The following is a 22,572-nucleotide window of genomic DNA, read 5'->3' as shown; positions in this document are numbered from 1 at the left end:
GACCAGGCCGTGCCGTACACCCTATTTTCATGATCATGTTCTGGACACCGCGGAATCAGACACAGACGCACGCACCGGCACACGAACGGATACGGACACCGCAGACACCCGCGCAGCGGAACACGCGGAGGCGAGCCCGCGGCAAGGCGGCACGAAGGGCCACCGGCGCTGCCGCGCTCCTCGTAGCCCTCGCAGTCCCCCAGGCACCCGCCCTGGCAGCGGCGGCGACACCGGAAGTGGCCGCCGCGGCCGGGCGCTCCACGGCGCCCGCCGGAGAGGCCCCTGCCCAGGTGCCCGCCCCGACGGGCCGTGAGGCGGTGGGCACGCGCACCCTCCACCTGGTCGACACCTCCCGGACCGACCCCTGGAAGCCGTCCGCGGGCCACCGCGAGGCGATGGTCTCCCTGTGGTACCCGGCACGCCACCAGGACGGTCGCGGCCGCACGGCGCCGTACATGTCGCCGCAGGTGTCGAAGGCGACGGCCGGCCGGGAGGACCTCGCCCGCGTCCGGACGAACGCCGTCGAGGGCGCCCGCCCGGCGGCCGGGCCACGGCCGCTCGTCGTCCTCTCCCCCGGCTTCGGCATGAGCCGTCTGACGCTCACCGCGCTCGGCGAGGACCTCGCGTCCCGCGGGTACGCGGTGGCCGCGATCGACCACACCTACGAGGCCCCCGTGCAGTTCCCGGGCGGCCGCGTCGAGCAGTGCGAGATCTGCGGCACGCTCCCGGAGGCCGGAGGCGACGTCGTCCGTCATCGCGCCAAGGACATCAGCTTCCTCATCGACCGGCTGACCGGACCCCGCGGCCCCCTGCCCGTCGACCGGACCCGGATCGCCGTGGCCGGCCACTCCATCGGCGGCGCCAGCGCGGTCCAGGCGCTGCGCACCGACCGGCGCGTGGACGCGGCCGTCAACCTCGACGGCGACTTCACCGTCGACCCGCCCGCGGAGGGGCTGCGCAAGCCGGTGCTCCTGCTCGGCGCCCGCCGCGCCGGCGATCCGGACTCGGAGCCCAACTGGGAGCGGACGTGGCAACGGCTCACCGGCTGGAAGCGCTGGCTCGACGTGCCCGAGGGCGGCCACTTCACGTTCACCGACGCCCCGTGGATCACCGACCGGTTCGGCGTACCCCCCACGATCCCGCCGGACGAGATCCCCGGCAGCTTCGGCACCGTGGACGGCGCCCGTTCCACCGCGCTCACCCGCGCGTACGTGAGCGCGTTCCTCGACCGCCACCTGCGAGGCGTCCCCAGCCCGCTCCTCGACCGGCCGTCCCCGTCCTTCCCGGAGGTCACCTTCCTCCGTAAGCCCGCCGAGTAGGACGTACGAGGCGGTGAATGTTCCGGGGGCGGCACGTGGTTCCAGTGCCGCCCCCGAAACGTCGGCACAGACCTCACCAGGTGGCGTTCAGCCGCGCCGGCCCGCGGGTGAGGGCGTTGAGCGGCCAAGGCTCACTGTTTTCCACGCCTTCTTCGACGAGTTCGGTGAGTACGAGGCCGGGGCATGCCCGGGCGAGGGCAGCCAGGGCATGGCGGGCCAGCCGCAGGCTGTAGGCGGCGCCGGGCCAGTTGTGGACGCCGGTGCCGAAGGCGGGGGTGGGCGTCGCGGGTGGGACGTCCTGGCAGGCGGAGCCGAGGAGCAGCAGAGTTTGGCGTGTGCGGGGACGGGGGTGCACAAGGGCCGGGCGTAGTCGGCGACGAGGTCCCCCGTACGCGAGGGGCGCTCGGCGAAGGCGGTGGCGTGGACGGTCGTCACGTCGGACAGGACGTCGTCGAGGGCGTCGACGCGGCGTTCGGTGGTGGGGAAGGCGGCGTTGATGGCGCGGGTGAGGGGCCGCATGCTCTGCTCGCGGTCCAGGTGCGGCTCGACGGTCGTACAAGCGCCCAGCCTGGCGGTGATCTCCTTGACGACCGCGCCGGTGCCGCCGCCGATGTCGAGCACCCGGGTGTTGCCCGCCAGTCTGTCGGCGACGAGGGTGATGTCGCGGCGTTCGAAGCGGGCCTCCATGCCCAGCCAGCCGTCCTGGCCGAGTGCGTGCGGCCCCCGGTAGGCGGTGGGCAGCGGATAGGGACCGGCCAGGGTGTGCGGCGGGACGTCGGGGCCGCCGGGTTTGAGCCAGGCGCCGATCCGCCGCCCGGTAGCGGCGATGTCGGCCCGGGACATCTGCAGCAACGGGAAGAACGCGGTCACCGCGTCCCAGGCACCCGGATTCTCCGGCAGGTCACGGAGGTCGATCTGCTCGAAACGGGCGGCGGGGACCTGGCTACGGGCCAGCTCCACCATGGTGACCGACACATCGCACCCGAACACCTCGTGCCCGGCCTCGGCCAGCCGCGCCACCAACCAGTCGAGGGCCTCCAAGAGTTCGGGGATCCGTCCGTGGGTCCCCTCATAGGCGCTACCACTCTGTTTCGGGCATCTCACTCCCACCGGAACGCATCTTCTCGTTCTGGCACGGGTACGCGGGCAGGCCTCGTGGTCCGTTCGGACACGTGCGGTCTCGGTGCTGGCAGCTCCTACTCGATTGCGGTGCTTGAATGGACCGTCGTTCCTGGTCTGGCAAGGAGAAGCGCTGTGCCCCTGGTGTCTGTCGTGATGCCCGTCTACAACTCGGCGGCCACCCTCGGCGCAGCCGTCCGATCGGTGCTGACGCAGACCCACAGCGATCTGGAGCTGCTGATCACCGACGACCAGTCCTCCGATGGGTCCATGGACCTGCTCCGCGAGTTCGCCGAGCAGGACGAGCGCGTCCTGCCTCAGTCGGCACCCGAACGGGGCGGTGCGGGCCGGGCCCGCAACCTCGCGATCGAGCGGGCCCGCGGGGACTACATCGCCTTTCTCGACAGCGACGACATGTGGCTTCCGGAGAAGACCGAGAAGCAGCTCGCCTTCGCCGCGGAGGGCACCGCGCCTTTGACGTTCACCTCGTACTTCAAGATGGACGCCGACTACGACGGCGAGAGCACCGACTGGGTCCCGAACGGCCGGGTGGTCCGTGCGCGGGAGCACGTGGACTACCGCGCGATGCTGGTCCGGGACTACATCGGTGCTCTCACCGCCATGTACGACCGCAATGTCCTGGGCACGAGGCTGATGCCGGAGATGCGCAAGCGCCAGGACTACGCCCTCTGGCTGTCGATCATGCGGGACGGCGCCGACGCCCGGGGCCTGGCTGAGCCGCTCGCGGTGTACAGGGCCCACCAGGCGGGATCGCTGTCCTCCAACAAGCTCTCGCTCGTGCAATACAACTGGGCCCTGTACCGCGAACACGAGCACCTGTCGGTGCCGCGGGCGACACGGGCGCTGGCCGGCGCTGTGTGGCAATCGCTGCGCAACTCACGGATCTAGCGGATCTAGCGGATCTAGCGGATCTAGCGGATCTAAGGGTTGTCCACCCAATGCTGGACGAGATCGACTGTCCAGTCACGGGCCTCCGCGAAAACCCGTTGGCGGATCACGGCGACCACTGCTACCTTTCCGGAAGCCGTGCAAGAGAACGAGGAGGTGGTACCCGTGAACGCAGTATCGACATGGGTGCTCCCCTCCGGGGTCACGGTCGGACGGTAGACAGGTCGTCCGGGAGCGCCATTCCTGAGCACTCCCGAAAGGCACGACCATGCATTTCACTTCTGAGAAGCGTCTCGACGACGGCGTCATCGAGCGCGGCTTCACCCTCGGCCACATCCCCGGCATCCTGTGGATGCCCGCCTCCGCATCCGCGTCCGCACCGGTGCCGCTGATCCTGCTCGGCAACCCTCCCCTCGGGCTGCACAAGATGTACCCCCGGCTGGTGGCCCGAGCCCGGCACTCCGCGGCAAAGGGTTTCGCCACGGCCACCATCGAGCTCCCCGGAAGCGGTGAACGGCCCCGCTGGGATGCCCTCGAACAGGCCCGAGCCGACCTGCGGCGGGCGATGGGGGCCGGCGAGCCGGTCAGCGACGAGATCGTCGACGCCCTCGTCCTCCCGCTCGTCGACAAGGCGGTCCCGGAATGGCAGGCCGCCCTGGACGCCCTCCTTTCGCTGCCCGGGATCGACGGCCCGGTCGGATACTCGGGGGGAGTGATCTCCATCGGCATCCGGCTGGCGGTGGTCGAACCGCGCATCGCGGCCGCCGTTCTGTTCGCCGGGAGTCTCGTGCCCCGCGCCATGTTCGAGGAAGCCCGCCAGGTCACCATTCCGCTGCACGTCCTGCTGCAGTGGGACGACGAAGGGAACGACCGGCAGGCGGCCCTGGACCTGTTCGACACCTTCGGCTCCAAGGAGAAGACCCTGCACGCCAATATGGGCGGGCACACCGGCGTCCCGCAGTTCGCGGGGGACGCCGCGGACCAGTTCTTCACCCGGCATCTGAGCTGACCGCTGGCCGCCTCTGCCGTCAGGCCGACAGCAGACGGTAGGCCGACAGCAGGGCGGTAGGCGGCGCTGGCGAGGACGCCACAGATGCGCAATCGCCCCGACCATCTGGTCGGGGCGATTGCGCATCTGCAGTACGGCGCGACCTCGGCGCGCTCGTGACCAGGGCTGATGCCGATTTGGCGGGTACCGCTACAGGCCCTCGCTCTGCCCTCGGCGAATCTGCCGGGGGCAGAGAAAGCTGTCGCGGGGCCGCCGACGGCCGGAGAGTGGTGGAGACCCAGCCACGCCACTGACCGGCCGAGGAGACCTCATGTCACCACTCATGTCACCCTGCTTCTCACCCCTCGCCCTCGAACCGCGCGCCACAGACGGCGACACCTCCCCGACCCGCTTCGACGACCACCTCGCCTCGCTGCTGCTCATGCAGCGCATCGTCTTCCTCGGCACGGAAGTCAACGAGGCCTCCGCCAACCGCGTCTGCGCGCAGCTGCTGCTCCTGTCCGCCGAGGACCCCCGCACCGACATCGCCCTGTGCATCAACAGCCCCGGCGGCTCGGTCACGGCCGGGCTGGCGATCTACGACACGATGCGGCTGATCCCCAACGACGTCTCCACCCTCGCCATGGGATTCGCCGCCAGCATGGGACAGTTCCTGCTCACCGTCGGAACGCCGGGCAAGCGCTACGCCCTGCCGAACGCGCGGATCATGATGCACCAGCCGTCGGCAGGTATCGGCGGCACCGTCGCCGACATCGCCATCCAGGCCGAGAACCTCGAATTCACCAAGAAGGCCATCGAGCGCATCACCGCCGAACACACCGGCCAGTCCGAGGAGACCATCTCCCGCGACGGCGACCGCGACCGGTGGTTCACGGCGCAGCAGGCGAAGGACTACGGCATGATCGACCGCGTCGTGGAGTCCCTGGAGGACGTCCGCCCGGCCGGCACCAAGCGACGGATCGGACTCTGAACGACATGAGCCAGTACACCATTCCCACCGTGGTCGAGCGCACCTCGAACGGTGAGCGGGCCTACGACGTCTTCAGCCGGCTGCTGTCCGAGCGCATCATCTTCCTCGGCACGGAGATCGACGACGGCGTCGCCAACGTCGTCATCGCCCAGTTGCTCCACCTCGAATCGTCCAGCCCGGACAGCGAGATCGCCCTCTACATCAACTCCCCGGGCGGATCCTTCACTTCCCTCATGGCCATCTACGACACGATGTCCTTCGTCCGCGCCCCGATCTCCACGTTCTGCGTCGGCCAGGCCGCCTCCACCGCGGCCGTACTTCTCGCCGGCGGCGACCCGGGCCGGCGCTTTGTCCTCGAACACGCGCGGATCCTGCTCGGACAGCCGGCGAGCGGGGGCCGGCAGGGGACCGTCTCCGACCTCACCCTGCAGGCCAAGGAGATGCTCCGCATCCGCTCGGAGGTCGAAGAGGTCCTCTCCCGGCACACCGGCCACGACGTCGCGTCCCTGCGCGCCGACATGGACCGCGACAAGGTCTTCACCGCGCAGGAGGCGGTGGACTACGGCCTCGCGGACGCGGTCCTCACCCGCCGGGTCCTGCCGACGGCCGCGTAGCCGCCGGGGGCGGGTGGCCGCGCTACGGGGGTGGGCGGCCACCCGACGAAACGACGTCAGCCGGTCGGGCAGGCGATCAGGCGGCGAGGCGCACTTCGCCCTGACGAGGTTGCGCCTGCGACGCTGCCAGCCCGACCGAGCGGACGTGCGTACGGCTGGCCAGGCGGATGAGCTCCGCCTGGACCAGGGCGAGCAGCTCGGCCAGGCTGAGCCCGAGTGCCGTGGCGGCGGCCGCGAGCACTTCGGAGGACGCCTCCTTCAGCCCACGCTCCACCTCGGAGAGGTAGGGCATGGAGATCCGCCCGGCGTCGGCCACGTCCTTGAGCGTCCGCTTCTGCGCCAGCCGCTCGCGGCGCAACACCTCCCCCACGACGTTCCGCCAGAGAGGCTCTCGGGCGGGGCGGAGGGGGATGACACGGGCGGGCGCGGATGCGGGCGCGGATGCGGGCGCGGGCTTCGACACTTCGGTACTCACCCTTCCAGCGTAGAAGGACGAGGGCGGCCGGAGGCCGGTTGAGCGTTCTGCCGCCCGCGAAACCGCGGCGTTTCTCGTGCGCCAACACGACCCCACGACCGCCGCGATCCTCAGCCTCGGCAGCCCAACGGCCAGACTGCGCTTGCGGGACCCGCCCATAGGCGCATATCAGGACCGCCGGCTCGGTCAGCCGACGAAGTCCTGCGCCCACCAGTACGTGCCGTTGGAGTCGATCGTGACGCCGACGCCGGTGTACTTGTGCCGGTCGTCGAGGATGTTCCGCTCGTGCAGCGGCTCCTTGATCCACGCGTCGACCACCGACCGGGCGTCCTTCCAGAAGCCGGGGTGACCCGCCGCGTTCTCGGCGACCTCGCTGAACGAGCGCGGGTAGCCGTACTTGCGGAGTGAGTCCATCGTCCCGATGAAGTGACCCTGCTGCTGCCGCCGCGCCTCTTCGTCGGCCTCGTCCTGGGCGGCGCGCTCGACGATGGGGTCGTACTCCAGGCGCGCCTTGCCGTGCTGCGCGCGGTAGTCGTTGACGAGGTCGAAGACCTGGCGCTGGAGCGACCCGGTGCCCGGGTTCGGGTTCGGGGTGCCGCCGTCGGAGAACTTCCAGACCTGGGACGCGGTGTAGTTGCAGGTGTAGATCTGTACCGGGGTGCCGTCGTTGACGTTGCCGGCGCGGACGTCCAGGCACTTGTTGGACTGCGGGTTGACCAGGACGTCGCCCTGGTAGCGGACCCACTTCTGGGCGCCTGTGCCGTTGCAGTCCCACAACTGGACGGGGGTGCCGTCGGCCGTGCCGCTGGACGCGACGTCCAGGCACTTTCCGAACGCCTTCATCGTGGCGCCGATCTCACCGGGCTGCTCGACGTACGTCCATCTCTGGGACTCCGTGCCGTTGCAGCCGAAGAGCTGCACCGGGGTGCCGTTGTCACGGACGCCGCCACGCACGTCCAGGCACTTCCCGGCGAGCCCGACTAACGGCCCGGCCTGTGCGGCCGCCTGCGCCGTCGCCGGCAGGGCGGCTATGCCGAAGGTGGCCAGGGCGAGAGCGCCCCATATGTGGGACTTCTTGAGCGGCTTGGTGGACGACTTCTTGGTCAATGCCTGCACGGGAACGTTTCCTCACTCCTCGAGTGGCCCCGGGACGTGATCCGCCCGGGGTGGCTGCCTCGACGAGGCTAGGAACCGGCGCTCAACAAACGATCAACGCTTGTTTGATGAATCGTCAATGTCTGCCTGGCAAGTTGTTGAACCGCTCAGGGTGGACGACCTCCCCCAGAGGATCTCCGACCGTCCACACTCGGCGCCGAGGACGTTGCCGCAACGCTCGTCGAGCGGACGAGTGCCTCGCCGACTCGCCCCGCACGGCCGGCGGGGACGCCATCGCGCCACGGGCCCGGCCGAAGCGGCACTGCCGGAGTTTCCGTGAACGATCTTGAGCTTGATGTAATGCCAGGGTGATGTCGAGCGCCGGGAATCGAGGCGGCTCGGCATGCGGACGGCAACGGGGACGGGAATGGAACGGGTGGAGAGATGCCGGCAGCAGAGCTTCGAGGTGCCGCGAAGGGGCCGACGCGGTTGGACTGGGAGCTGACGCCCCTGGAAGGCGTCGGGCCGCTGTGCTTCGGCATGCGCGTCGATGAGGTCACCGCAGCGCTGTCGGGCATGACCGAACTGCGTCGGTTCCAGGCTGATCCCTCGTTCGAGGAGACCCTCGGCGTGGAGTTCGGCACAAGGCGTGCGGAGCCTGCCGTGCACGTCTACTTCATCGACGGTCGGTTGTTCTGCGTCGCGGTCGACGCGATCCACGGCCCGCAGGTGACGCTCTGGGGGCGGGAGTTGACCGCCTGTGCCCCGGCCGATCTGGAGAGGTTCCTCCTGCACGCTCACGGGAGTGAGGTGCTCGATGTGTCCTACGGTCCGCGGGGGAACCCTGGAGTCAACGGGCTCGGTCTGGTGCTACGGGTGCAGGAGGCCGCCGGCGACCTGGCGACCCGGCCGGTCATGGTGGGCAGGGCCTGGGCCGACCGGTGCACCGACGACTGGGAAGGCGCGATCCCCGAGTGTGAATGGGTGGGCCGCCTGTGGCCGCAGGGGCGAGGTTCGGACCACTCGCGGAGTTGGTGAAGAGCAGCCGGGACCGGGGATGACGCGTCGGCGGGCACGGTCTTCCACTCGGATCACGGGGCGTCGAGAACTCCATGATCTTCGAAGCCCGTGCCCGGGGCTGGCCCCTGGCTCCGGTGACGCGCAGCGCGCCTGCGCGAGCTGCCTGGCCCCCCTCGGCCAACAGCGCCGGGGGCAGGTCGGATGACGCCTGGGTCTGTACCTAACCGAGTGCTGGAGCGTGCTCGGCTGGACGGCGTCCCCAGGCCGAGATCAGTGGCGCGAGTGTCAGGTCGAGTTCGCCCGCGTCGATGGCGGCCAGGTGCGCGTCGATCTCGGCGTCGTCGGTCAGGCCGGCCGCGAGCAGCTCGCCGCGCACGTGCCGGATGGTCGCCGCCTCCAGCCGGTCGCAGGCCGGCCCGCCGACCGGGAAAGAGCCCGCCGCGGCGACATCTACCAAGCCGGCCTCACGCAATGCCCGCGGCAGTGTCCGGCCGTAACGCAGGTCCGCGCCGCGGCGCGTCAGCAGCTCCCGGACCGCGTCGCGCAGCCGGTTGGCCCGCCGCTGCGCGGGGCCGCTGTCGTCCAGGCATGCCAGTGGCTGCAGAGCGGTATCGGCGTCCTCGACCAGCAGCCAGCCGCCGGGCCGCAGCGCTGCCGCCATCGTGGCCAACGCCCGGGCCCGGTCGGGTACATGGACCAGCACGAGCCGGGCGTGCACCAGGTCGAACGTCCCCGGCTCCGGGGGCGGATCAGCGGCGACGTCGTGCCGGCGCACCTCGTACCCGTCGCCTGCCTTCAGCCACGACGGGTCGATGTCCGTGGCCAGCACGTGCCCGGTCGGGCCGACCGCCGCCGCGAGCGCCTCCGGGAGACCGGGGCCACCGGCCCCCACTTCCCAGCAGCGCCAGCCGGTCCCGACCCCCAGTCGATCGAAGTGTCCGCGCGTCACACCGTCGAACAGTTCGGCCAGCCAGACGAATCGTTCGCCCGCCTCGGCGCGCGCGTTGTCCAGCAGGTACCCGCGGGCGGGAGCGGACTCCCCACCGAGCGCGATAGTCCCGACTGTCGGATCCGGTCGGCCACCGACGTGCGGCGGGCGGGGCGAGGAGGTCATGACTACATGGTCAACCTTCCCGGGCCACCAACGCCACGACGACGGGAGAGGGATGTCTCACACAGCCGGCGAACCCCCGCAGGCCCTGCGGCACGTTTCCGCACCGTGCGCGGTTCGGATGTACGGGCCGTGTCGGCCGGTGCGGGACGGAGGAGCCGTCCCGTAAGGCCCCGGGCTTCCTGAGACCACACAGCACCGGATCGCGCCAATCCGCTGCGGAACGCTCCCCTCCGACCCTTCGCTACAGGACGCTCTGTGTGCTTCTCGGACGCCTCACGCACCACCACGGAATCGGGAAACAGAATCGGGGATCGGGAATCGGGAATCGGGAGGGCTCATGGACAGACAGCCGGTGCCCCGGCGCACCATCATCAAGGTCGCGGGCGGAGCGGCACTGGCCGCCGGGGTGGCGGGGCTGGGCAGTCCCGCCTTCGCCGCGGCCGGCCACCGGAGACCCCCGGCCGACCAGGCCATCACGACCACCACAACCACCACAACCGACCCGGCCGGCAAGGCCGGCAAGGTCGCGGCGAAGCCGGAGGTGAGCGCCGCGTTCGTCGTCACCGTGGGCGCCGATGGCGGGCTCTTCACGAACTACGTGCTCGACGGCCCCACCTCCGTGGGGACCTACACACCGCCCCTGCCGCTCGGCGCCTCGGGGCTCGCCCCGGACGGGGCCGGGGTGGCCGGCGCGCTCCAGGCCGAACGGCAGGTCGACGCGTTCGTCGTCGACAACGACGGCAGGCTCCGGGTCGTCCGGTGGGTCTTCACCACGGCCTCCGACACCCACCGCGCGGAGCTGACGCCGACCGACTTCGCCCCGCGCGGCGCCGGGTTCGCGACCGGGTCCCAGGCGAACGACCAGCGCGACGTGTTCGTCGTGGGCAATGACGGCACCCTCTACGTCCTCTGGGAAGTAGTCTTCCTCCGCGACCTCGACCGCGACACCGTGCGGAGGGTCAGCGAGACACAGGACGGGAAGCCCGCGAACCGCGAATCGCACGGCGGGATGGCCATCAGCGCCGACGGCCGCAAGGTGTTCTTCTCGTCCTACGCCTCGAACCTGGTGCCCGGCGACACCAACGAGGAGAACGACGTGTTCGTCCGTGACATGGACACGGGCACCGTCGAACGCGTCAGCGTCGGCAAGGGCAATGTGCAGGCCGACGGCTGGTCCGGCGCGACCGCGGCCGACCGTACCGGGTCCGCGGTGCTGTTCGACAGCACGGCCGGCAACCTGGTGTCCGACGACACCAACCGAGTACAGGACGTCTTCGTGCGTCGGCTGCGCTGACGGGTCGGAGCGGACCCGCTGCCGGGCAAGGCGGGCGCCCGGCCGCGGGTGGGCACACCGGCGTCGTCACCCGCTGGCAGGCAGGTGTGCTGAATGGCGCACCGCGGAGTTCCGAGCACGGCGGCCCGGGGTAGGAATGGATCCCCATTTCGATCCGGCAGTCCAACGGCAACGAACCGGGAGGGTTCATGCTGTACGCCTTCGGCTTCGAGCGTGTCGGTGTGGTCGTGAGCGATCTGTACTTCATCGATCCGGACCCGATCCCGGGGCAGGAAGGGCCCGAGCGAGGAGTACGCCTGGAAGTCCGCCTGCTGGAGCGGGGCCCCCTGACAGGGACGATCTACGCTGCCCGGCCCATCGTCGTCGATCGGCCCATCTGGCGTGCGGACCTGCTGGAGTCGGTGTCGGGCCCCGTCGGCAGCCTGGACCGTGCCCACCACCATCCGCGCTTCGACGGCTGGGATCCCGGTGAGCGCGTATTCGTGGACGAGCTGTCGGCCGACCCGTTGAAGTGGGTGGCAGAGCAGTTGTCGGACCTCCGGTCACTGCTGGCGGAGGCCGGTGTCGCCGACAAGGAGGTCGGCCCGGACGATCCGGCGCAGGTGCGCGACGCCGTAGCGGAGATCACGAGTGCGGTGCGCAGGCTGCTGGACGGTGTGGCGCGTGGAGAGCTGGCGCTTCCACCAGTCGGGGAAGCGAACGGCGCGCCGACCTCGGCCCGGGAAAGCTGGCTGTGATCGTTGGCGGATCGGGCAGCGGCCCCGGCTTCGGGGGCCGCCCCAGTCACCGAACGGCTGCCTCCTCGACCGATTCGAGCTCCTGTACCCGCGCCGACGTGCATGACGTGAGCGTCGGCGAAAAGCCCCGCGCGCCCTGCAGGTAGAACCCGCTGTGTTACGAGCACGGCTCGGTGACCGCAGCGATCGCCCAGTGCGCCCGCGGTGAACATCAAGGTGGCGAAGGGCCGGCCAGGTCGGTGTATGCCATCCATGTGGCCAACGGCCACTGGCAGCCGGAGCCGGGGCCTGGGACCGTCCCACCCAACCCCCACAGCGGGCGACGTCCCAGCTGGTCAGGGCGTGGGACATCCCACGAGTACGTCATTTCCCCGGCAACCGTGGCAACTCCTGCCCCTCTTCCCGCAATCTCGTTGGCGAGCCGACGTCGCGGTCGGCCCCACCCATCGGAAGGGAAGAAATGCGAGTCCTGACCAAAACGCTCGTCAGTGTCGCCACCGCCGCCGCAATAGCCGCCGGCACCCTCGCGACCGCGGGCACCAGCCTCGCCGCGGACACAACGGCCATCAAGCCGGCGGCAAGCACCACCCAAGCCGCCGCCCTGCAGGCCGAAAACCTCGGCCTCAGTACCGGTGAGGCCAAGAAGGTCCAGCAATGGCTGAAGGAGGACTGGGGCTACAACGGCCCGATCAATGGGCGGCTCGATCGCACCAGCTGGAGCGCGATACAGCACTTCCTCTGGAAGTACTGGAGCTACAACGGCCCGTTCGACGGAAACCTCGAAGGGTACACGGTGGCGGCGCTGCAGCGCTGGCTGGTGACCTGGGGCTACCACGGCGGCGCCGACGGAATAATCGGCCCGAGCCTCAAGGCCGCCTTCAAGCGGTTCGCCGACTCGCTCTAGGGAACGTGGCGACCGGCAGCGTCATACGCGTCACGGTGGCGGGCGGGGCAGGGCTTCGGCGTAGTCGCGTGACGTCCGTCTCGGCCCCAGCACGCCGGTCGGCCGGCCAGCGGCGCATCGCCCGGTCCAACTCATCGCCGTCGATGCGGCCCAGCATGCGCCGCACCGTCGCCTCGCCTCCGCCGGCAGGCATCGCTTCGGGGACAGGGGATCGGGATCGGGCCGTACGCCGAGGTGATCCACTCAACCACCGCCAGCAGGGAGGGCTTCATTCGCCCGCGGTGTCCTCTGCCTCTGCCTCCCAGCGCAGCAGGTCGCCCGGCTGGCACTTGAGTACCTCGCAGAGCGCGGCGAGCGTCGCGAAGCGCACCGCCTTGGCGCGGCCGTTCTTGAGTACCGCCAGGTTGGCGGGCGTGATCCCTACGCGGTCCGCGAGCTCGCCCACGGACATCTTCCGCCTGGCCAGCATCACGTCGATGTCGACGGCGATCGGCATCAGATCACCTCGTCCAGCTCGGCCTGCATCCGCGTCGCCTCGCCGTCGCGGGCGACGGCCTGGGCGAGCAGCATCCGCAGCACGAGCACGATGAGCGCGACCCCCAGGATGGCCACACCGACCCCGCCCATGATGACGGTGACGCCCGGGTCGTCACGCTGGCCCGGCGCGTTGATGACCGTGACCGCGAACCACAGGAGGGCCGCCGCCACGATCGCGCCGATCACGCCGTCCACGTACCGGAAGGCGGCGTGGGAGAACACCGTTCCCCGTCGCACCATCGTCACCAGCCGCCATACACAGACCAGGGCGACCTGAGCCGACACCATCCCCAGGATCGTGACCACGCGCAACGCGGTCAGCGGGAGCGACCCGCCCTCCGGGTCGCTCCCGCTGACCAGCACCCACGCCATCAGTACCTGTACGAACACGGTGCCGGTGAGCACCACCACGAGCACGGCGCGCAGCGCGCGCACTGCCAGCTTTCCCACGACTCTTCCTCCCATCGACCTACGATGGAAACCTATCGAATTTCGATAGATGAAGCAAAGGGAAGGGTGGGTCGGAGAGCAGGTGGCACTCGCCAATGTCGACCTCGCTAAGTGGTCGGCTCCGGAAGACCTTCGGGGGTTGACTCCGGGTGGCTGCGCGACGTCGCGCAGTCGACGTCTTGAGCGGCGGCGGGCGAGATGGTGCGCTCCCTTGATGCGCGACGTTGCGGCGATGGGGCCGGCTCCGGTGTCACACGAAGATGCAGTGCGGCGAGCAGTAGGCAGAACGCGGCCATTGCCGACCATAGTGCGGTCGTCCCCGCGTGGGCGAGCAGCTGGGTGCCGAGGACGGGTGCGAGCGTCGCGGCGATGCCCCAGCTGGTGCCGAAGACGGCCAGGTAGCGTCCGGTTCCGCCGGGTGGCGCGAGGTCGGTGACGAGCGCGTAGATGCGGCCCATGACCAGCAGATCGCCGAGGCTCTTCACAGCGGCTGAGGCGAGCAACGCCGGCAGGGTGCGGGTGAGGGCGTAGCCGGTCAGCCCCGCGGCCAGGAGGAGGTGGGCGAGGGCGAGCGCGACGGGCGTGGTGAGCCTCGTCGCGCAGGGCAGGCGGATCAGTGGTTGGGCGAGCACGGTGGTGGCCGCGGCGGCGGTGAACAACAGCCCGGCGTCGGCGGCGGGCAGACCCTGTCGCGCGAGTGCGAGCGGCAGAGTGATCACGGCCTGTTGGTTGATCAGGGCGTAGGCGGTTCCGGTGGCCAGGACGCTCAGCAGTGCTCGGTCGCGCAGCGGCTGTACGGCAGTGCCGTCCTGGTCCGCTCCGGGCCGTGCCGGGCGGTCGCGGGGCAAGGCCGGCCGGATCAGCAGTGCGCAGGCCAGGCAGGTGGCGGCGTCGGTGACGAAGAGCCAGCGCAGGTCCCAGCGGCCGAGGAGGGCGGCGAGCAGCCCGGCGCCCATACCGCCTGCCGCGAGCGCGGCGCTGAACAGGCTGAACGCGCGCACCCGGTGCTGCTCCGGCACGGACTCGCCGATGATCGCCTGGCTCGGGGGCTCGTGGAGCTCGAAGGCCAGTCCGAGCAGCACCGCCCCGGCGACCGCCCAGGTGAGCGACGCGGAGGCCGCGATCGCCAGCTGTGCGGCGGCGCATCCGACAAGGCCGAGCACGATGGTCGTGCGCCGGCCGATCCGGTCGGCCAGGTGTCCCCCGGCCAGCCGCGAGGGGATCGTCGCGAGCCCGAAGGCGGCGCTGACCAGCCCGGCGGCGGTCAGGCTCGCACCGTGGTCAGTACAGATCAGCGCGGTGAGAAAGGGTAGCGAGAAGGCCCCGAGCCGGTTGACGACCTGGGCGAGTAACAGCAGGCGGACGGTGCGGGGCAGTGGTTCGGAGCGCGACGCGGCGCCTCCTGTTCTCGTGAATCGTCAATGTCAGTGATCAGCGAGGGGTACGTGCGCCGACGCCCGTCTCGTCCTCGTGTGACCTGCGAGCCCTGCCCGACGCCTTCTGCGCCGGCCGTGGCATCGGTCTGCGCTACCGGGTCGCTGATCCATCGTCAGGTCGGATCGACGCCGCGGGCGAAGTGCGACAGCACCATCGAGACCAGGGCGTCGACATCGGCATCGACCATGGGTTCGCCGGTCATGCCCATCCGGTGGAGCAGGGTGCCGACGACAGCATCGATGAAGAACAGAACCCTGTTCTCCGGCTCGTCGAGCGCGTCCTGGAGGGCGAGGCGGTAGGGGTCCTGCAAGCGTGCGGAGAGGATCTCGCGCAGGGCCGGGTCGCTGACGGCGTCGCTGAACACGCCCGCGAACGCGTCGCCCACCCCGGGCTCGCCGATCTTCGCCGCGATCCAGCGGATGGTCGAGGACATGAGCTCGGCCCGGTCGGCGCCCTCTTTCAGCGGCGCCGGGCCGAACGCGTCGAGGAGGCAGTCCACGATCAGCGCGCCCTTCGACGGCCAGCGACGGTAGATCGTCGTCTTCGCGATGCCGGCCGCGGCGGCGATGCGCTCGACCGTGGCACGCGCGTAGCCGATTTCGTGGACCGTGCTCAGGGTGGTGGCAAAGACCTCGGCATCGATGCCGGTGCGCGGGCGTCCGGGCGGTCGGGCGGGAGGCGGCGTTCGAGTCATTCCCTCACCATAACTAGTTCCGCTACCTTAGGTATCGATACCTGAGGTAGCGAAACCATTCGGGGAGGAGAAGGCATGAGCGGGGACAGCGGTGCGCGGCAGCCGTCGGCGAACAGCAGCGGGTTGCGGCAGCAGGCATTGGGGGGCGAGCCGGACTGGGCGGCGATGACCGCCGACGAACTGGCCGCCTACCGCGAGACGGAGAACCGCAGGCGGGCGTCGCCTGCGATGCGGGCGATCACCGGGATGCCGGACCCCGGCGCCGCAATCGACTGGCAGTCGCTGGCGCTGCCCGGCCGCCGCCTGCCGGTCCGGGTCCACCGGCCGGTGAGTGAACGCGGCGCCGGCTCCGCCGACCAGGCGGCGGCCCTGCCCCTCGTACTCCACGTCCACGGCGGCGGGTTCGTGGGCACAGCGGTACAGAGCGACTGGATCAACAGCCATCTCGCCGCCCAGTTGCCGGCCCTTGTCGTCTCGGTCGAGCACCGCCTCCTCACCCCGGACGCCGCACTGTCGGCCGCCGCCGACGACGGCTGGGACGCGCTCGACCACCTGGTGCGGCACGCCGCCGACTGGGGCATCGACCCGGCGCGCATCGCTGTGTTCGGCGAGAGCTGCGGCGCACTGATCACCGCCCTGGCCGCCATCCGCGCCAGGCAGGCCGACCTGCGACTGCGGGCGCAGGTGCTGGTCAATCCCGTCGCGGACGTGACCGAAACGATGTTCGACCACCCCTCGGTCGCCGAGTACGCCCACAGCCCGACCCTGACCGTTCCCCAACTGCGGCTGTTGCACCGGCTCGCCGTCCCCTCGGGAACCGATCCCCGTGCGCTGTCTCCGCTGCACGCCGACCATCTCACCGGGCTCGCCCCGGCGCTGGTGGTGGTGCCGACCCATGACCCGCTGGCCGACCACGGCCGCCGCTACGCCGAGCGCCTGCGCGCGGCCGGGACACCCGCGCGGCTGACCGAGTTCCCCGAGACCACGCACGCCTTCCTCAGCATGCCGGCCGTAGTGCCGCAAGCCGAGGCGGCACGGGCGGAGATCACCGAGTTCCTCCGCGATGCCCTCGGTCGCCCTGGCGGCCGCTGACCATGTGAGTCCGACGGACGGGCCGCGGCGTCCGCCGACGACCTGCGGCCCGAACCGGGTGGGTCAAAGTCGCCTGTCAAACGGTCATGATCACTTGTCAGAGGACCATCGGTACCCCAGGCGGACACAACCTGCGGGCCCTCACGACATACAGGCATCGCGTGCGGGTACTCGGCTGCGGCCCAGCGGTACGGGCGTGCCCGCATCCTGCCGGACGGTCCGGGGAGAGGCCACGGCAGGCTACGGCCTATCGTGATCCACTTCTCCCGATCGGCCCTTGCCCCATGCCCGTTGCCCCGGCCCGTCCGATGGCCCCGGCTACCGCCGAGCGCGAGCGGCTGAAAAAGTTGGCCTACGGCCACAAGACCGAGTACCGGCTGCGGGTGGGGGCGTAGGTCGTGCTGCACGCGGCGCACGGACACTCCGACGCGCGCATCGCCCGCGAGACGGGGTCGCATCTGGACACGGTGCGCAAATGGCGGGGACGGTTCGCCGAGCTGGTCTTGCGGACCGCCTAGCCGATCGGAACCGCACCGGCCCCCAGGCGTCCTTCACCGCACTGCAGGCCGCCCGGGTCATGGCGCCGGCCTGCCGACTGCCCGCCGAGACCGGGGTGCCGCTGTCGCGCTGGTCGTGCCCGGAGCCGGCCCGCGAAGCCATGGCCCGGGGCATCGCCACGTCCGTGTCGGCCTCCACCGTGCGCCGATGGCTGGCCCGGGACGGACGAGAGCGATGCGCGTCAACCACACCTACGGACGCGGCGGAGCACTGGCCTACCTGGCCGCCCACGCGAAGGTGTTCCGGCCCACCACCTCCGACCTGGACGATCCGCTGGCCAGGCTCGACCGGCACACCGCCGATCATCAGGAAGAATCCTCGTTCCGCCTCGTCGCATGATCAACCCCCGAAGGACTTCCGGAGCCGACCGCTAAGCCATATCGCAGGCCCGACTCGCCATGGGCGGGGCAGGCCCGGGCGGTGGTACCGGCCGGCAGCTGAACGAACCGACCCGGGACACCCGCACCGACCGATCAGATGTGCGAGAGTGGCCACATGATCAACAACGTGCCATCAACTGAAACGCCCAGCTGCGACGCTCTCGGCCCTGACTCCCGTATGGACCACTTCGGATGGCCGAAGTGCGACCTTCCCGCCGGTCACCCCGGGGCGCATCACGACCAGGCCCGAGACATGAGCTGGGTCGGAGAAGACTGACTTTCACGAAGTTCGCGAAGGCCGCTCGCGTCAACGCCTGCCTCCAAGACACGCAACCAGTGGTACTCAGTGCGGCTCGGTTGGCGCAAGCGGTCGATGGGGGGCCGCGATATCGCGCTGGACCCGGTCCACGGTGGCCTGCACGACGTCGCGGCCGAACGGACGCGCGTGCCTGAGCTTGAACTCGTGGTGTCATCCGTGACCCGACGGACACACTCCGAGGGGACCCGGCAGCCGGCTGACGCCGTTCACACCAACGGGGCATATCGAGATCAGTCGAACAAGTGGGGCTACATCACCTCACCGACCCACTGGAGCCCGGTCCACCTGCCCGAGCCGGGCCATACCAAGGGGTCGCAGATCGCCTTGGCCGAGGTTGTCGGCTCCAACGGCAAGGGCATGTGTGGGCCAACATCGCTGAGAGTCGATCGTTTCCCGCACGGCCGCTCGGCCCCGCCGGACGCGTCGGCACGCTCCTGCGACCGAAAGGGCACCCCATGCTGACGTCCACCCATGTCCCCGGCGGGCCGGCCTGGCTCGACCTCGGCACCCCCGACATCGACGGCGCCATCGCCTTCTACGGCGCGGTCTTCGGCTGGGAGTACGCCTCGACGGGCCCCGCCGCCGGCTACGGCTTCTTCCGGCTGGCCGGCAGCACCGTCGCCGGCGTCGGACCACTGGCGGACGAGGACACCGGATCGGCCTGGACGGTGTACTTCCACACGGAGGACGCCGATGCCACGGCGAAGACCGTGGAGCAGGCGGGCGGCACGGTCCGTATCCCGCCGGGCGATGTCACCACCGCCGGCCGGATGGCCGGTTTCACCGACCCCACCGGCGCCGAGTTCGCGGTCTGGCAGGCCGGTGACGTGCGGGGGCTGGACCTGGTCAACGCCCCCGGATCGGTCAGCTGGGTCGAGCTGTACACGACAGACCTGGCCGCGGCGAAGGAGTTCTACCGTTCCGTCCTGCCCTGGGACACCCGGGACCTGCCGGTGGGCGGCGGCCTTGAGTACAGCGTCGCAGGACCCTCGGGCGGAGGCGTGGAGACCCTGCACGGCGGCCTCATGCAGCTGCCCGAGGAGAACCTGGCCGCGGGTTCCCTCTCCGAATGGCACCCCTACTTCGAGGTCGCCGACTGCGACGCCACGGTGGCCGCGGCGACGGAGCGCGGCGCCGTCGTCCTCATCCCGGCCATGGACACACCGGGCATCGGCCGCGTGGCCATGTTCCTCGACCCCTTCGGAGCACCCTTCGCGGTCATCAGGAGCGAGGAGTCCTGAGCACGCGATTCCCGCGACCACCGCACCGATCATCACCGATCATCACCGATCCTTCCGATCCCTCGTGGCCGGCGTCCGCTGAACCCCGGAGGAATAGCCTGGGAGCAGAGGTGGACACGATGACCCGTCCCAGCCATGGCCCCAGCCACGACCCCGACCCCGGCCCCGAGCAGCTGGTCCGGGCTGCTCGGGCCTTGGGCGTGACGGACGAGCGCGTGCTGCGGGCGCTGCGCGCGACCCCGCGCACCGCCTTCGTCCCCGCATCGCAACGGGCTGTGGCGTACGCGGACGTGCCGATCCCCATCGATCACGGCCAAGTGACGACGCAGCCCTCCCTCGTGGCCATGATGGTCGCCGCGCTCGGCCTCTCGGGCGACGAGCACGTGCTGGAGATCGGCAGCGGTCACGGCTTCCAGACCGCGCTGCTGGGCCGGCTCGCCGCGTCCGTCGTCAGCATCGAGCGATGGCCGGACATGGCGGAGCGGGCCCGGGCCAACCTGGCCGGCCACGGCATCGAGAACGCCGAGGTCGTCGCCGGCGACGGCACCCTCGGCATGGCGGACCGCGCTCCCTACGACGCGGTCATCGTCTCCGCCGCCTTTCCGCAGGTCCCGCCGCCGCTGGTCGAGCAGCTGCGAGCGGGCGGCCGTCTGGTACAGCCGATCGGGCCCGGCGGTCAGGAGCACGTCGAGCTCTACGAGCGCACGCGACACGGGCTCGTGCGCCGCAGAACCATCGTGCCGGCTCACTTCGTCCGGCTGTACGGTGCGTACGGATATCCCCCGACGGCACCGTTCGATGACGCGGGCTGACAAGACCACTCTCGGTGGTGACGGGCTCAGGCGCCGGCCTGTCTTGCCCTGAGGAGATGCACAGCCTGCTCCCGGCTCAGTCCGGCCGCCAATCGCAGGGGCAAGGCCGCGACATCACAGCCCTCCCTGTGACGGCCACGCTCCATACGCAGCAGCCGGCGAACCAAGGTCGGGTAGGCCACCTCACAGAACGGGCACTCGTCCGCTGCCCCTGAACGGAACCGGCTGGGAGGTGGCGCGGGCGCGCTGGGAGGCGGGGGAACGCCACGGGGCAGGGGGCCCTTGGCGTCGCGTCCGTTTCGGCCCGGTGGCACCGGCCGATCCCCTGGCCGTGACGTTTTTCCTGTCGGCTCATCGGTCATCCGGATGTACCTCCCCCTGTTCCCCTGAACTGCGCGCGGCGAAGCCGCAGGCGCTGCTCGATCCCGCGGAGTACGAACTCGCCCCATTCCAGTAGTGACCAGAGCAGTTCCACTGCCGTGGCGACTGATACTCCCCAGCACGCCGCCCATCGCCAGCCCGATTGTGCGTCGCCGGTGCGCGGGGCCAGGACGAGCGCGACTCCCGCGCCCAGTGTGATCAGGCCCGTCGTGTAGCTGAAGGCGGCCAGCGCCGTTCCGTGCCGCCAGCGGATGAGATCGTCCTCCCGCTGCCGCTCATAACGGGCACGTTCCGCTTCGGTGAGCGAGCCGCTGCCGTGCCACCCTTCGATGTCGGCCATGGAGTACATGTACGGACGGGCGCGGAAGCCCCATTGCACGCACGCCACGAGCGAGACCACGGACAGCGCCAGCAGGAAGAGGGCCGGGCCGGGAAGACGGAACTTGTCCGTATCGGCAGCGACGACACCGAGCATCGCCACCCCACCCGCGGCCAGCAGCGGTGCGGCGACCGCGGTCACCGAATCGACAGCTCGCCCGTACCGCATGTCGTGCACACCACGCTGCGACGGTCTCGTTCCCGGCTCCGGCATCACGCACCCCGTTCAGCAACGTAGCGCCCAGCAGGGCCCCCAGTCTTCCCGAACGGCGAATCAGGGCAAGAACAGAGAAGCGCGATGCGCCTGCCCCCGCGTGGGACGGTGGGGACCGCTACTTCGCGGCCTTCTCAGCCTGTTCCGCGGTGGTGGCCGTCGCCGGCTTCCCGTCCTGGACCTGCTGCAGACGCTTCAGCGTCGTGGCGACCATGTCCTCGACGCCCGCCGGGTCCTTCGACATCCCATCGGCCTTCAGCCGGATGGTGACGACACCCGAGCGGGCGTACGCATAAATGGAGTCGCTGCTCAGGCCGGGGTTCATGACGAGCGTGGACTCCTCCCCCAGCTGCTTCTTGGGGGCCTTCTCCTTGTCCTTCTCGGTGCCCTTCCACGCCGAGTAGGCGGTCTTCGCGTTCTCAGCAGTGTCGAACAGGCAGACGGTGACCTCCATCATGTTGGTGGTGGACCCGTTGAAGAGGTAGTCGGCGTCACCGGCTCGTACGAAGCCCTGGGGAGAGGAGTCGTCCTTGGGGTCCGACTTCTTGCAGAAGCTCCCCGCTTGCTGCTGCTTCTCCTTGTACGGCTGCCAGCCCTGGAGTATGTCACCGCTGCCCGGCAGGGCCTGGAGGATCTGGCCCTCCTCGAGCTGCTTGGTGACGGGCTTCCCCGCCTTGTCGTCCGAGTCCCCGGAGGAGCAGCCGGTGAGGGCGGCGAGGCCCGCGAGAGCGGCGAAAGCGGTGGCAGTGATACGTGTGCGCGACATGTTGCCCACCCTAGATGATGTCGATCTACTGGCGGACGGCGTTTTGGCGGACCGAAACGCGAGGTCAGCGGCCCGCCGTGACGCTGTGCGACGCCTGCGAGGTCGGCTGCTCGGTGTTGTCCGGTCCATGACCAGCCAGCGGGTAGGCTCACCCGGGCAAAGAGTAAACGTCGTTGTGGGGGCGCTGTGAAACGCCGAGCAATTGCTGTCGCCGCTGTAGGGCTGCTGGCCCTGACCGGGTGCGCCGATTCCGGTCAGTCGATGAAGTTCGGTGAGAAGGCGACCGTCGCCGGCGAGAGAACCGGCACCATCGGCGTGACCGCCGTGCGGGTGGAGAAGGGCAGCAACGCCGACCTCTCCGGGCTCAAGGACGCGTCGAAGTACGCCGACAAGACGCCGTACTACCTCCGCTACAAGCTGACGAAGACCGCCGAGGGGAACGACAACGACGAGGCCGAGCACTTCGAGGTGTTCGACGGCGACAAGCAGCTGACGGAACTGATGGTCCTCACCTCCCTCGACCCCACGGGAGATCCGTCCAGTCCCCTGGTCGCCAGCCGCTTCGACAAGTGCCAGGGCGCAAGCCACACCGCGCTCAAGGAAGCCGCCGAGGGACAGAGCGTCGACGGCTGTGCGGTCTTCCTCGCGGCCAAGGGGACCGGAGCGCCGTCGACCGTGACGTGGACGCGCCGCAGCGAGACCCTCGCCACCTGGAAGTGAGAGGCGGATGGGGC

25 protein-coding genes are annotated in these 22,572 nt (G+C 70.3%); 15 read left to right on the top strand and 10 right to left on the bottom strand.

Annotation, left to right across the window (positions count from 1 at the left end; translation table 11 throughout):
• Positions 1-290: 290 nt before the first annotated feature.
• Positions 291-1,319, top strand: a complete 1,029-nt coding sequence (locus AC07BS_RS01815; protein WP_478929407.1) for an alpha/beta hydrolase family protein — start codon at positions 291-293, stop codon at positions 1,317-1,319.
• A gap of 87 nt (positions 1,320-1,406) precedes the next feature.
• On the opposite strand, the gene AC07BS_RS01810 is transcribed toward AC07BS_RS01815, so the two are convergent.
• Complete coding sequence (locus tag AC07BS_RS01810; protein ID WP_478929405.1) at positions 1,407-2,360, bottom strand: class I SAM-dependent methyltransferase; 954 nt, start codon at positions 2,358-2,360, stop codon at positions 1,407-1,409.
• A 213-nt stretch (positions 2,361-2,573) separates the two neighbouring features.
• Here AC07BS_RS01810 and AC07BS_RS01805 point away from each other — a divergent pair, with 213 nt between their 5' ends.
• From AC07BS_RS01805 to AC07BS_RS01790, 4 genes are all read left to right on the top strand, one after another.
• Positions 2,574-3,347 carry a glycosyltransferase family 2 protein gene (locus AC07BS_RS01805; RefSeq protein ID WP_478638596.1) on the top strand — a complete coding sequence of 258 codons (774 nt, stop codon included), beginning with the start codon at positions 2,574-2,576 and terminating at the stop codon, positions 3,345-3,347.
• Between the two features lie 268 nt (positions 3,348-3,615).
• On the top strand, positions 3,616-4,356 hold the full coding sequence (locus AC07BS_RS01800; RefSeq protein WP_478929403.1) for a dienelactone hydrolase family protein: 741 nt from the start codon (positions 3,616-3,618) through the stop codon (positions 4,354-4,356).
• Between the two features lie 310 nt (positions 4,357-4,666).
• Positions 4,667-5,326: a ClpP family protease gene (locus tag AC07BS_RS01795; protein ID WP_478929401.1), complete on the top strand. Its 660-nt coding sequence runs from the start codon at positions 4,667-4,669 to the stop codon at positions 5,324-5,326.
• A 5-nt stretch (positions 5,327-5,331) separates the two neighbouring features.
• Positions 5,332-5,940 (top strand): ClpP family protease, encoded by a 609-nt coding sequence (locus tag AC07BS_RS01790; protein WP_478929399.1) that lies wholly within the window; start codon positions 5,332-5,334, stop codon positions 5,938-5,940.
• A gap of 76 nt (positions 5,941-6,016) precedes the next feature.
• Here AC07BS_RS01790 and AC07BS_RS01785 read toward each other — a convergent pair whose 3' ends face one another.
• Positions 6,017-6,415, bottom strand: a complete 399-nt coding sequence (locus AC07BS_RS01785) for a helix-turn-helix domain-containing protein (RefSeq protein WP_478929397.1) — start codon at positions 6,413-6,415, stop codon at positions 6,017-6,019.
• 186 nt (positions 6,416-6,601) lie between these two features.
• Entirely contained in the window at positions 6,602-7,531 is a 930-nt protein-coding gene (locus AC07BS_RS01780) for a ricin-type beta-trefoil lectin domain protein (protein WP_478929395.1), read from the bottom strand.
• Positions 7,532-7,999: 468 nt separating this feature from the next.
• Here AC07BS_RS01780 and AC07BS_RS01775 point away from each other — a divergent pair, with 468 nt between their 5' ends.
• Positions 8,000-8,548 (top strand): hypothetical protein, encoded by a 549-nt coding sequence (locus AC07BS_RS01775; protein ID WP_478638607.1) that lies wholly within the window; start codon positions 8,000-8,002, stop codon positions 8,546-8,548.
• A 202-nt stretch (positions 8,549-8,750) separates the two neighbouring features.
• On the opposite strand, the gene AC07BS_RS01770 is transcribed toward AC07BS_RS01775, so the two are convergent.
• Positions 8,751-9,644 carry a methyltransferase domain-containing protein gene (locus AC07BS_RS01770; RefSeq protein ID WP_478929393.1) on the bottom strand — a complete coding sequence of 298 codons (894 nt, stop codon included), beginning with the start codon at positions 9,642-9,644 and terminating at the stop codon, positions 8,751-8,753.
• A gap of 337 nt (positions 9,645-9,981) precedes the next feature.
• On the opposite strand from AC07BS_RS01770, the gene AC07BS_RS01765 reads away from it, so the two are divergent.
• The 3 genes from AC07BS_RS01765 (at position 9,982) to AC07BS_RS01755 (ending at position 12,579) form a co-directional block, all read left to right on the top strand.
• The gene (locus AC07BS_RS01765) at positions 9,982-10,938 is read left to right on the top strand and encodes a TolB-like translocation protein (RefSeq protein ID WP_478929391.1); all 957 of its coding nucleotides are present in this window, start codon (positions 9,982-9,984) and stop codon (positions 10,936-10,938) included.
• A 188-nt stretch (positions 10,939-11,126) separates the two neighbouring features.
• A complete protein-coding gene (locus AC07BS_RS01760) occupies positions 11,127-11,675 on the top strand; it encodes a hypothetical protein (protein WP_478929389.1) in 549 nt (182 codons plus the stop codon).
• Between the two features lie 460 nt (positions 11,676-12,135).
• Positions 12,136-12,579: a peptidoglycan-binding domain-containing protein gene (locus tag AC07BS_RS01755; protein ID WP_478929387.1), complete on the top strand. Its 444-nt coding sequence runs from the start codon at positions 12,136-12,138 to the stop codon at positions 12,577-12,579.
• Positions 12,580-12,847: 268 nt separating this feature from the next.
• Here the strand turns inward: AC07BS_RS01755 and AC07BS_RS01750 are convergent, their stop codons facing one another.
• The 4 genes from AC07BS_RS01750 to AC07BS_RS01735 form a co-directional block, all read right to left on the bottom strand.
• Complete coding sequence (locus AC07BS_RS01750) at positions 12,848-13,075, bottom strand: helix-turn-helix domain-containing protein (protein WP_478929385.1); 228 nt, start codon at positions 13,073-13,075, stop codon at positions 12,848-12,850.
• Entirely contained in the window at positions 13,075-13,566 is a 492-nt protein-coding gene (locus AC07BS_RS01745; RefSeq protein ID WP_478929383.1) for a DUF2975 domain-containing protein, read from the bottom strand. Before AC07BS_RS01745 ends, AC07BS_RS01750 begins: the two co-directional genes overlap by 1 nt.
• A gap of 107 nt (positions 13,567-13,673) precedes the next feature.
• Complete coding sequence (locus tag AC07BS_RS01740; RefSeq protein WP_478930044.1) at positions 13,674-14,921, bottom strand: MFS transporter; 1,248 nt, start codon at positions 14,919-14,921, stop codon at positions 13,674-13,676.
• A 194-nt stretch (positions 14,922-15,115) separates the two neighbouring features.
• The gene (locus AC07BS_RS01735; RefSeq protein ID WP_478638624.1) at positions 15,116-15,697 is read right to left on the bottom strand and encodes a TetR/AcrR family transcriptional regulator; all 582 of its coding nucleotides are present in this window, start codon (positions 15,695-15,697) and stop codon (positions 15,116-15,118) included.
• Between the two features lie 165 nt (positions 15,698-15,862).
• On the opposite strand from AC07BS_RS01735, the gene AC07BS_RS01730 reads away from it, so the two are divergent.
• The 5 genes from AC07BS_RS01730 to AC07BS_RS01710 all read left to right on the top strand — a co-directional run bounded on the left by AC07BS_RS01730 (position 15,863) and on the right by AC07BS_RS01710 (position 20,099).
• Positions 15,863-16,789, top strand: coding sequence for an alpha/beta hydrolase (locus tag AC07BS_RS01730; RefSeq protein ID WP_478930042.1), 927 nt, complete (start codon positions 15,863-15,865; stop codon positions 16,787-16,789).
• A 398-nt stretch (positions 16,790-17,187) separates the two neighbouring features.
• Entirely contained in the window at positions 17,188-17,307 is a 120-nt protein-coding gene (locus AC07BS_RS01725; protein WP_478929381.1) for a hypothetical protein, read from the top strand.
• 214 nt (positions 17,308-17,521) lie between these two features.
• On the top strand, positions 17,522-17,686 hold the full coding sequence (locus AC07BS_RS01720) for a hypothetical protein (protein WP_478929379.1): 165 nt from the start codon (positions 17,522-17,524) through the stop codon (positions 17,684-17,686).
• A gap of 815 nt (positions 17,687-18,501) precedes the next feature.
• A complete protein-coding gene (locus AC07BS_RS01715; RefSeq protein WP_478929377.1) occupies positions 18,502-19,287 on the top strand; it encodes a VOC family protein in 786 nt (261 codons plus the stop codon).
• Positions 19,288-19,406: 119 nt separating this feature from the next.
• Positions 19,407-20,099, top strand: coding sequence for a protein-L-isoaspartate(D-aspartate) O-methyltransferase (locus tag AC07BS_RS01710; RefSeq protein WP_478929375.1), 693 nt, complete (start codon positions 19,407-19,409; stop codon positions 20,097-20,099).
• Positions 20,100-20,457: 358 nt separating this feature from the next.
• Here AC07BS_RS01710 and AC07BS_RS01705 read toward each other — a convergent pair whose 3' ends face one another.
• Positions 20,458-21,000: a hypothetical protein gene (locus AC07BS_RS01705; protein WP_478929373.1), complete on the bottom strand. Its 543-nt coding sequence runs from the start codon at positions 20,998-21,000 to the stop codon at positions 20,458-20,460.
• Positions 21,001-21,190: 190 nt separating this feature from the next.
• A complete protein-coding gene (locus tag AC07BS_RS01700; RefSeq protein ID WP_478638636.1) occupies positions 21,191-21,838 on the bottom strand; it encodes a hypothetical protein in 648 nt (215 codons plus the stop codon).
• A gap of 186 nt (positions 21,839-22,024) precedes the next feature.
• Here AC07BS_RS01700 and AC07BS_RS01695 point away from each other — a divergent pair, with 186 nt between their 5' ends.
• Positions 22,025-22,558 carry a hypothetical protein gene (locus tag AC07BS_RS01695; protein ID WP_478929371.1) on the top strand — a complete coding sequence of 178 codons (534 nt, stop codon included), beginning with the start codon at positions 22,025-22,027 and terminating at the stop codon, positions 22,556-22,558.
• Positions 22,559-22,572 lie beyond the last annotated feature (14 nt).

This window comes from Streptomyces sp. NPDC044063, from assembly GCF_056434285.1.
This window is presented reverse-complemented; position numbering and strand designations above follow the sequence as displayed.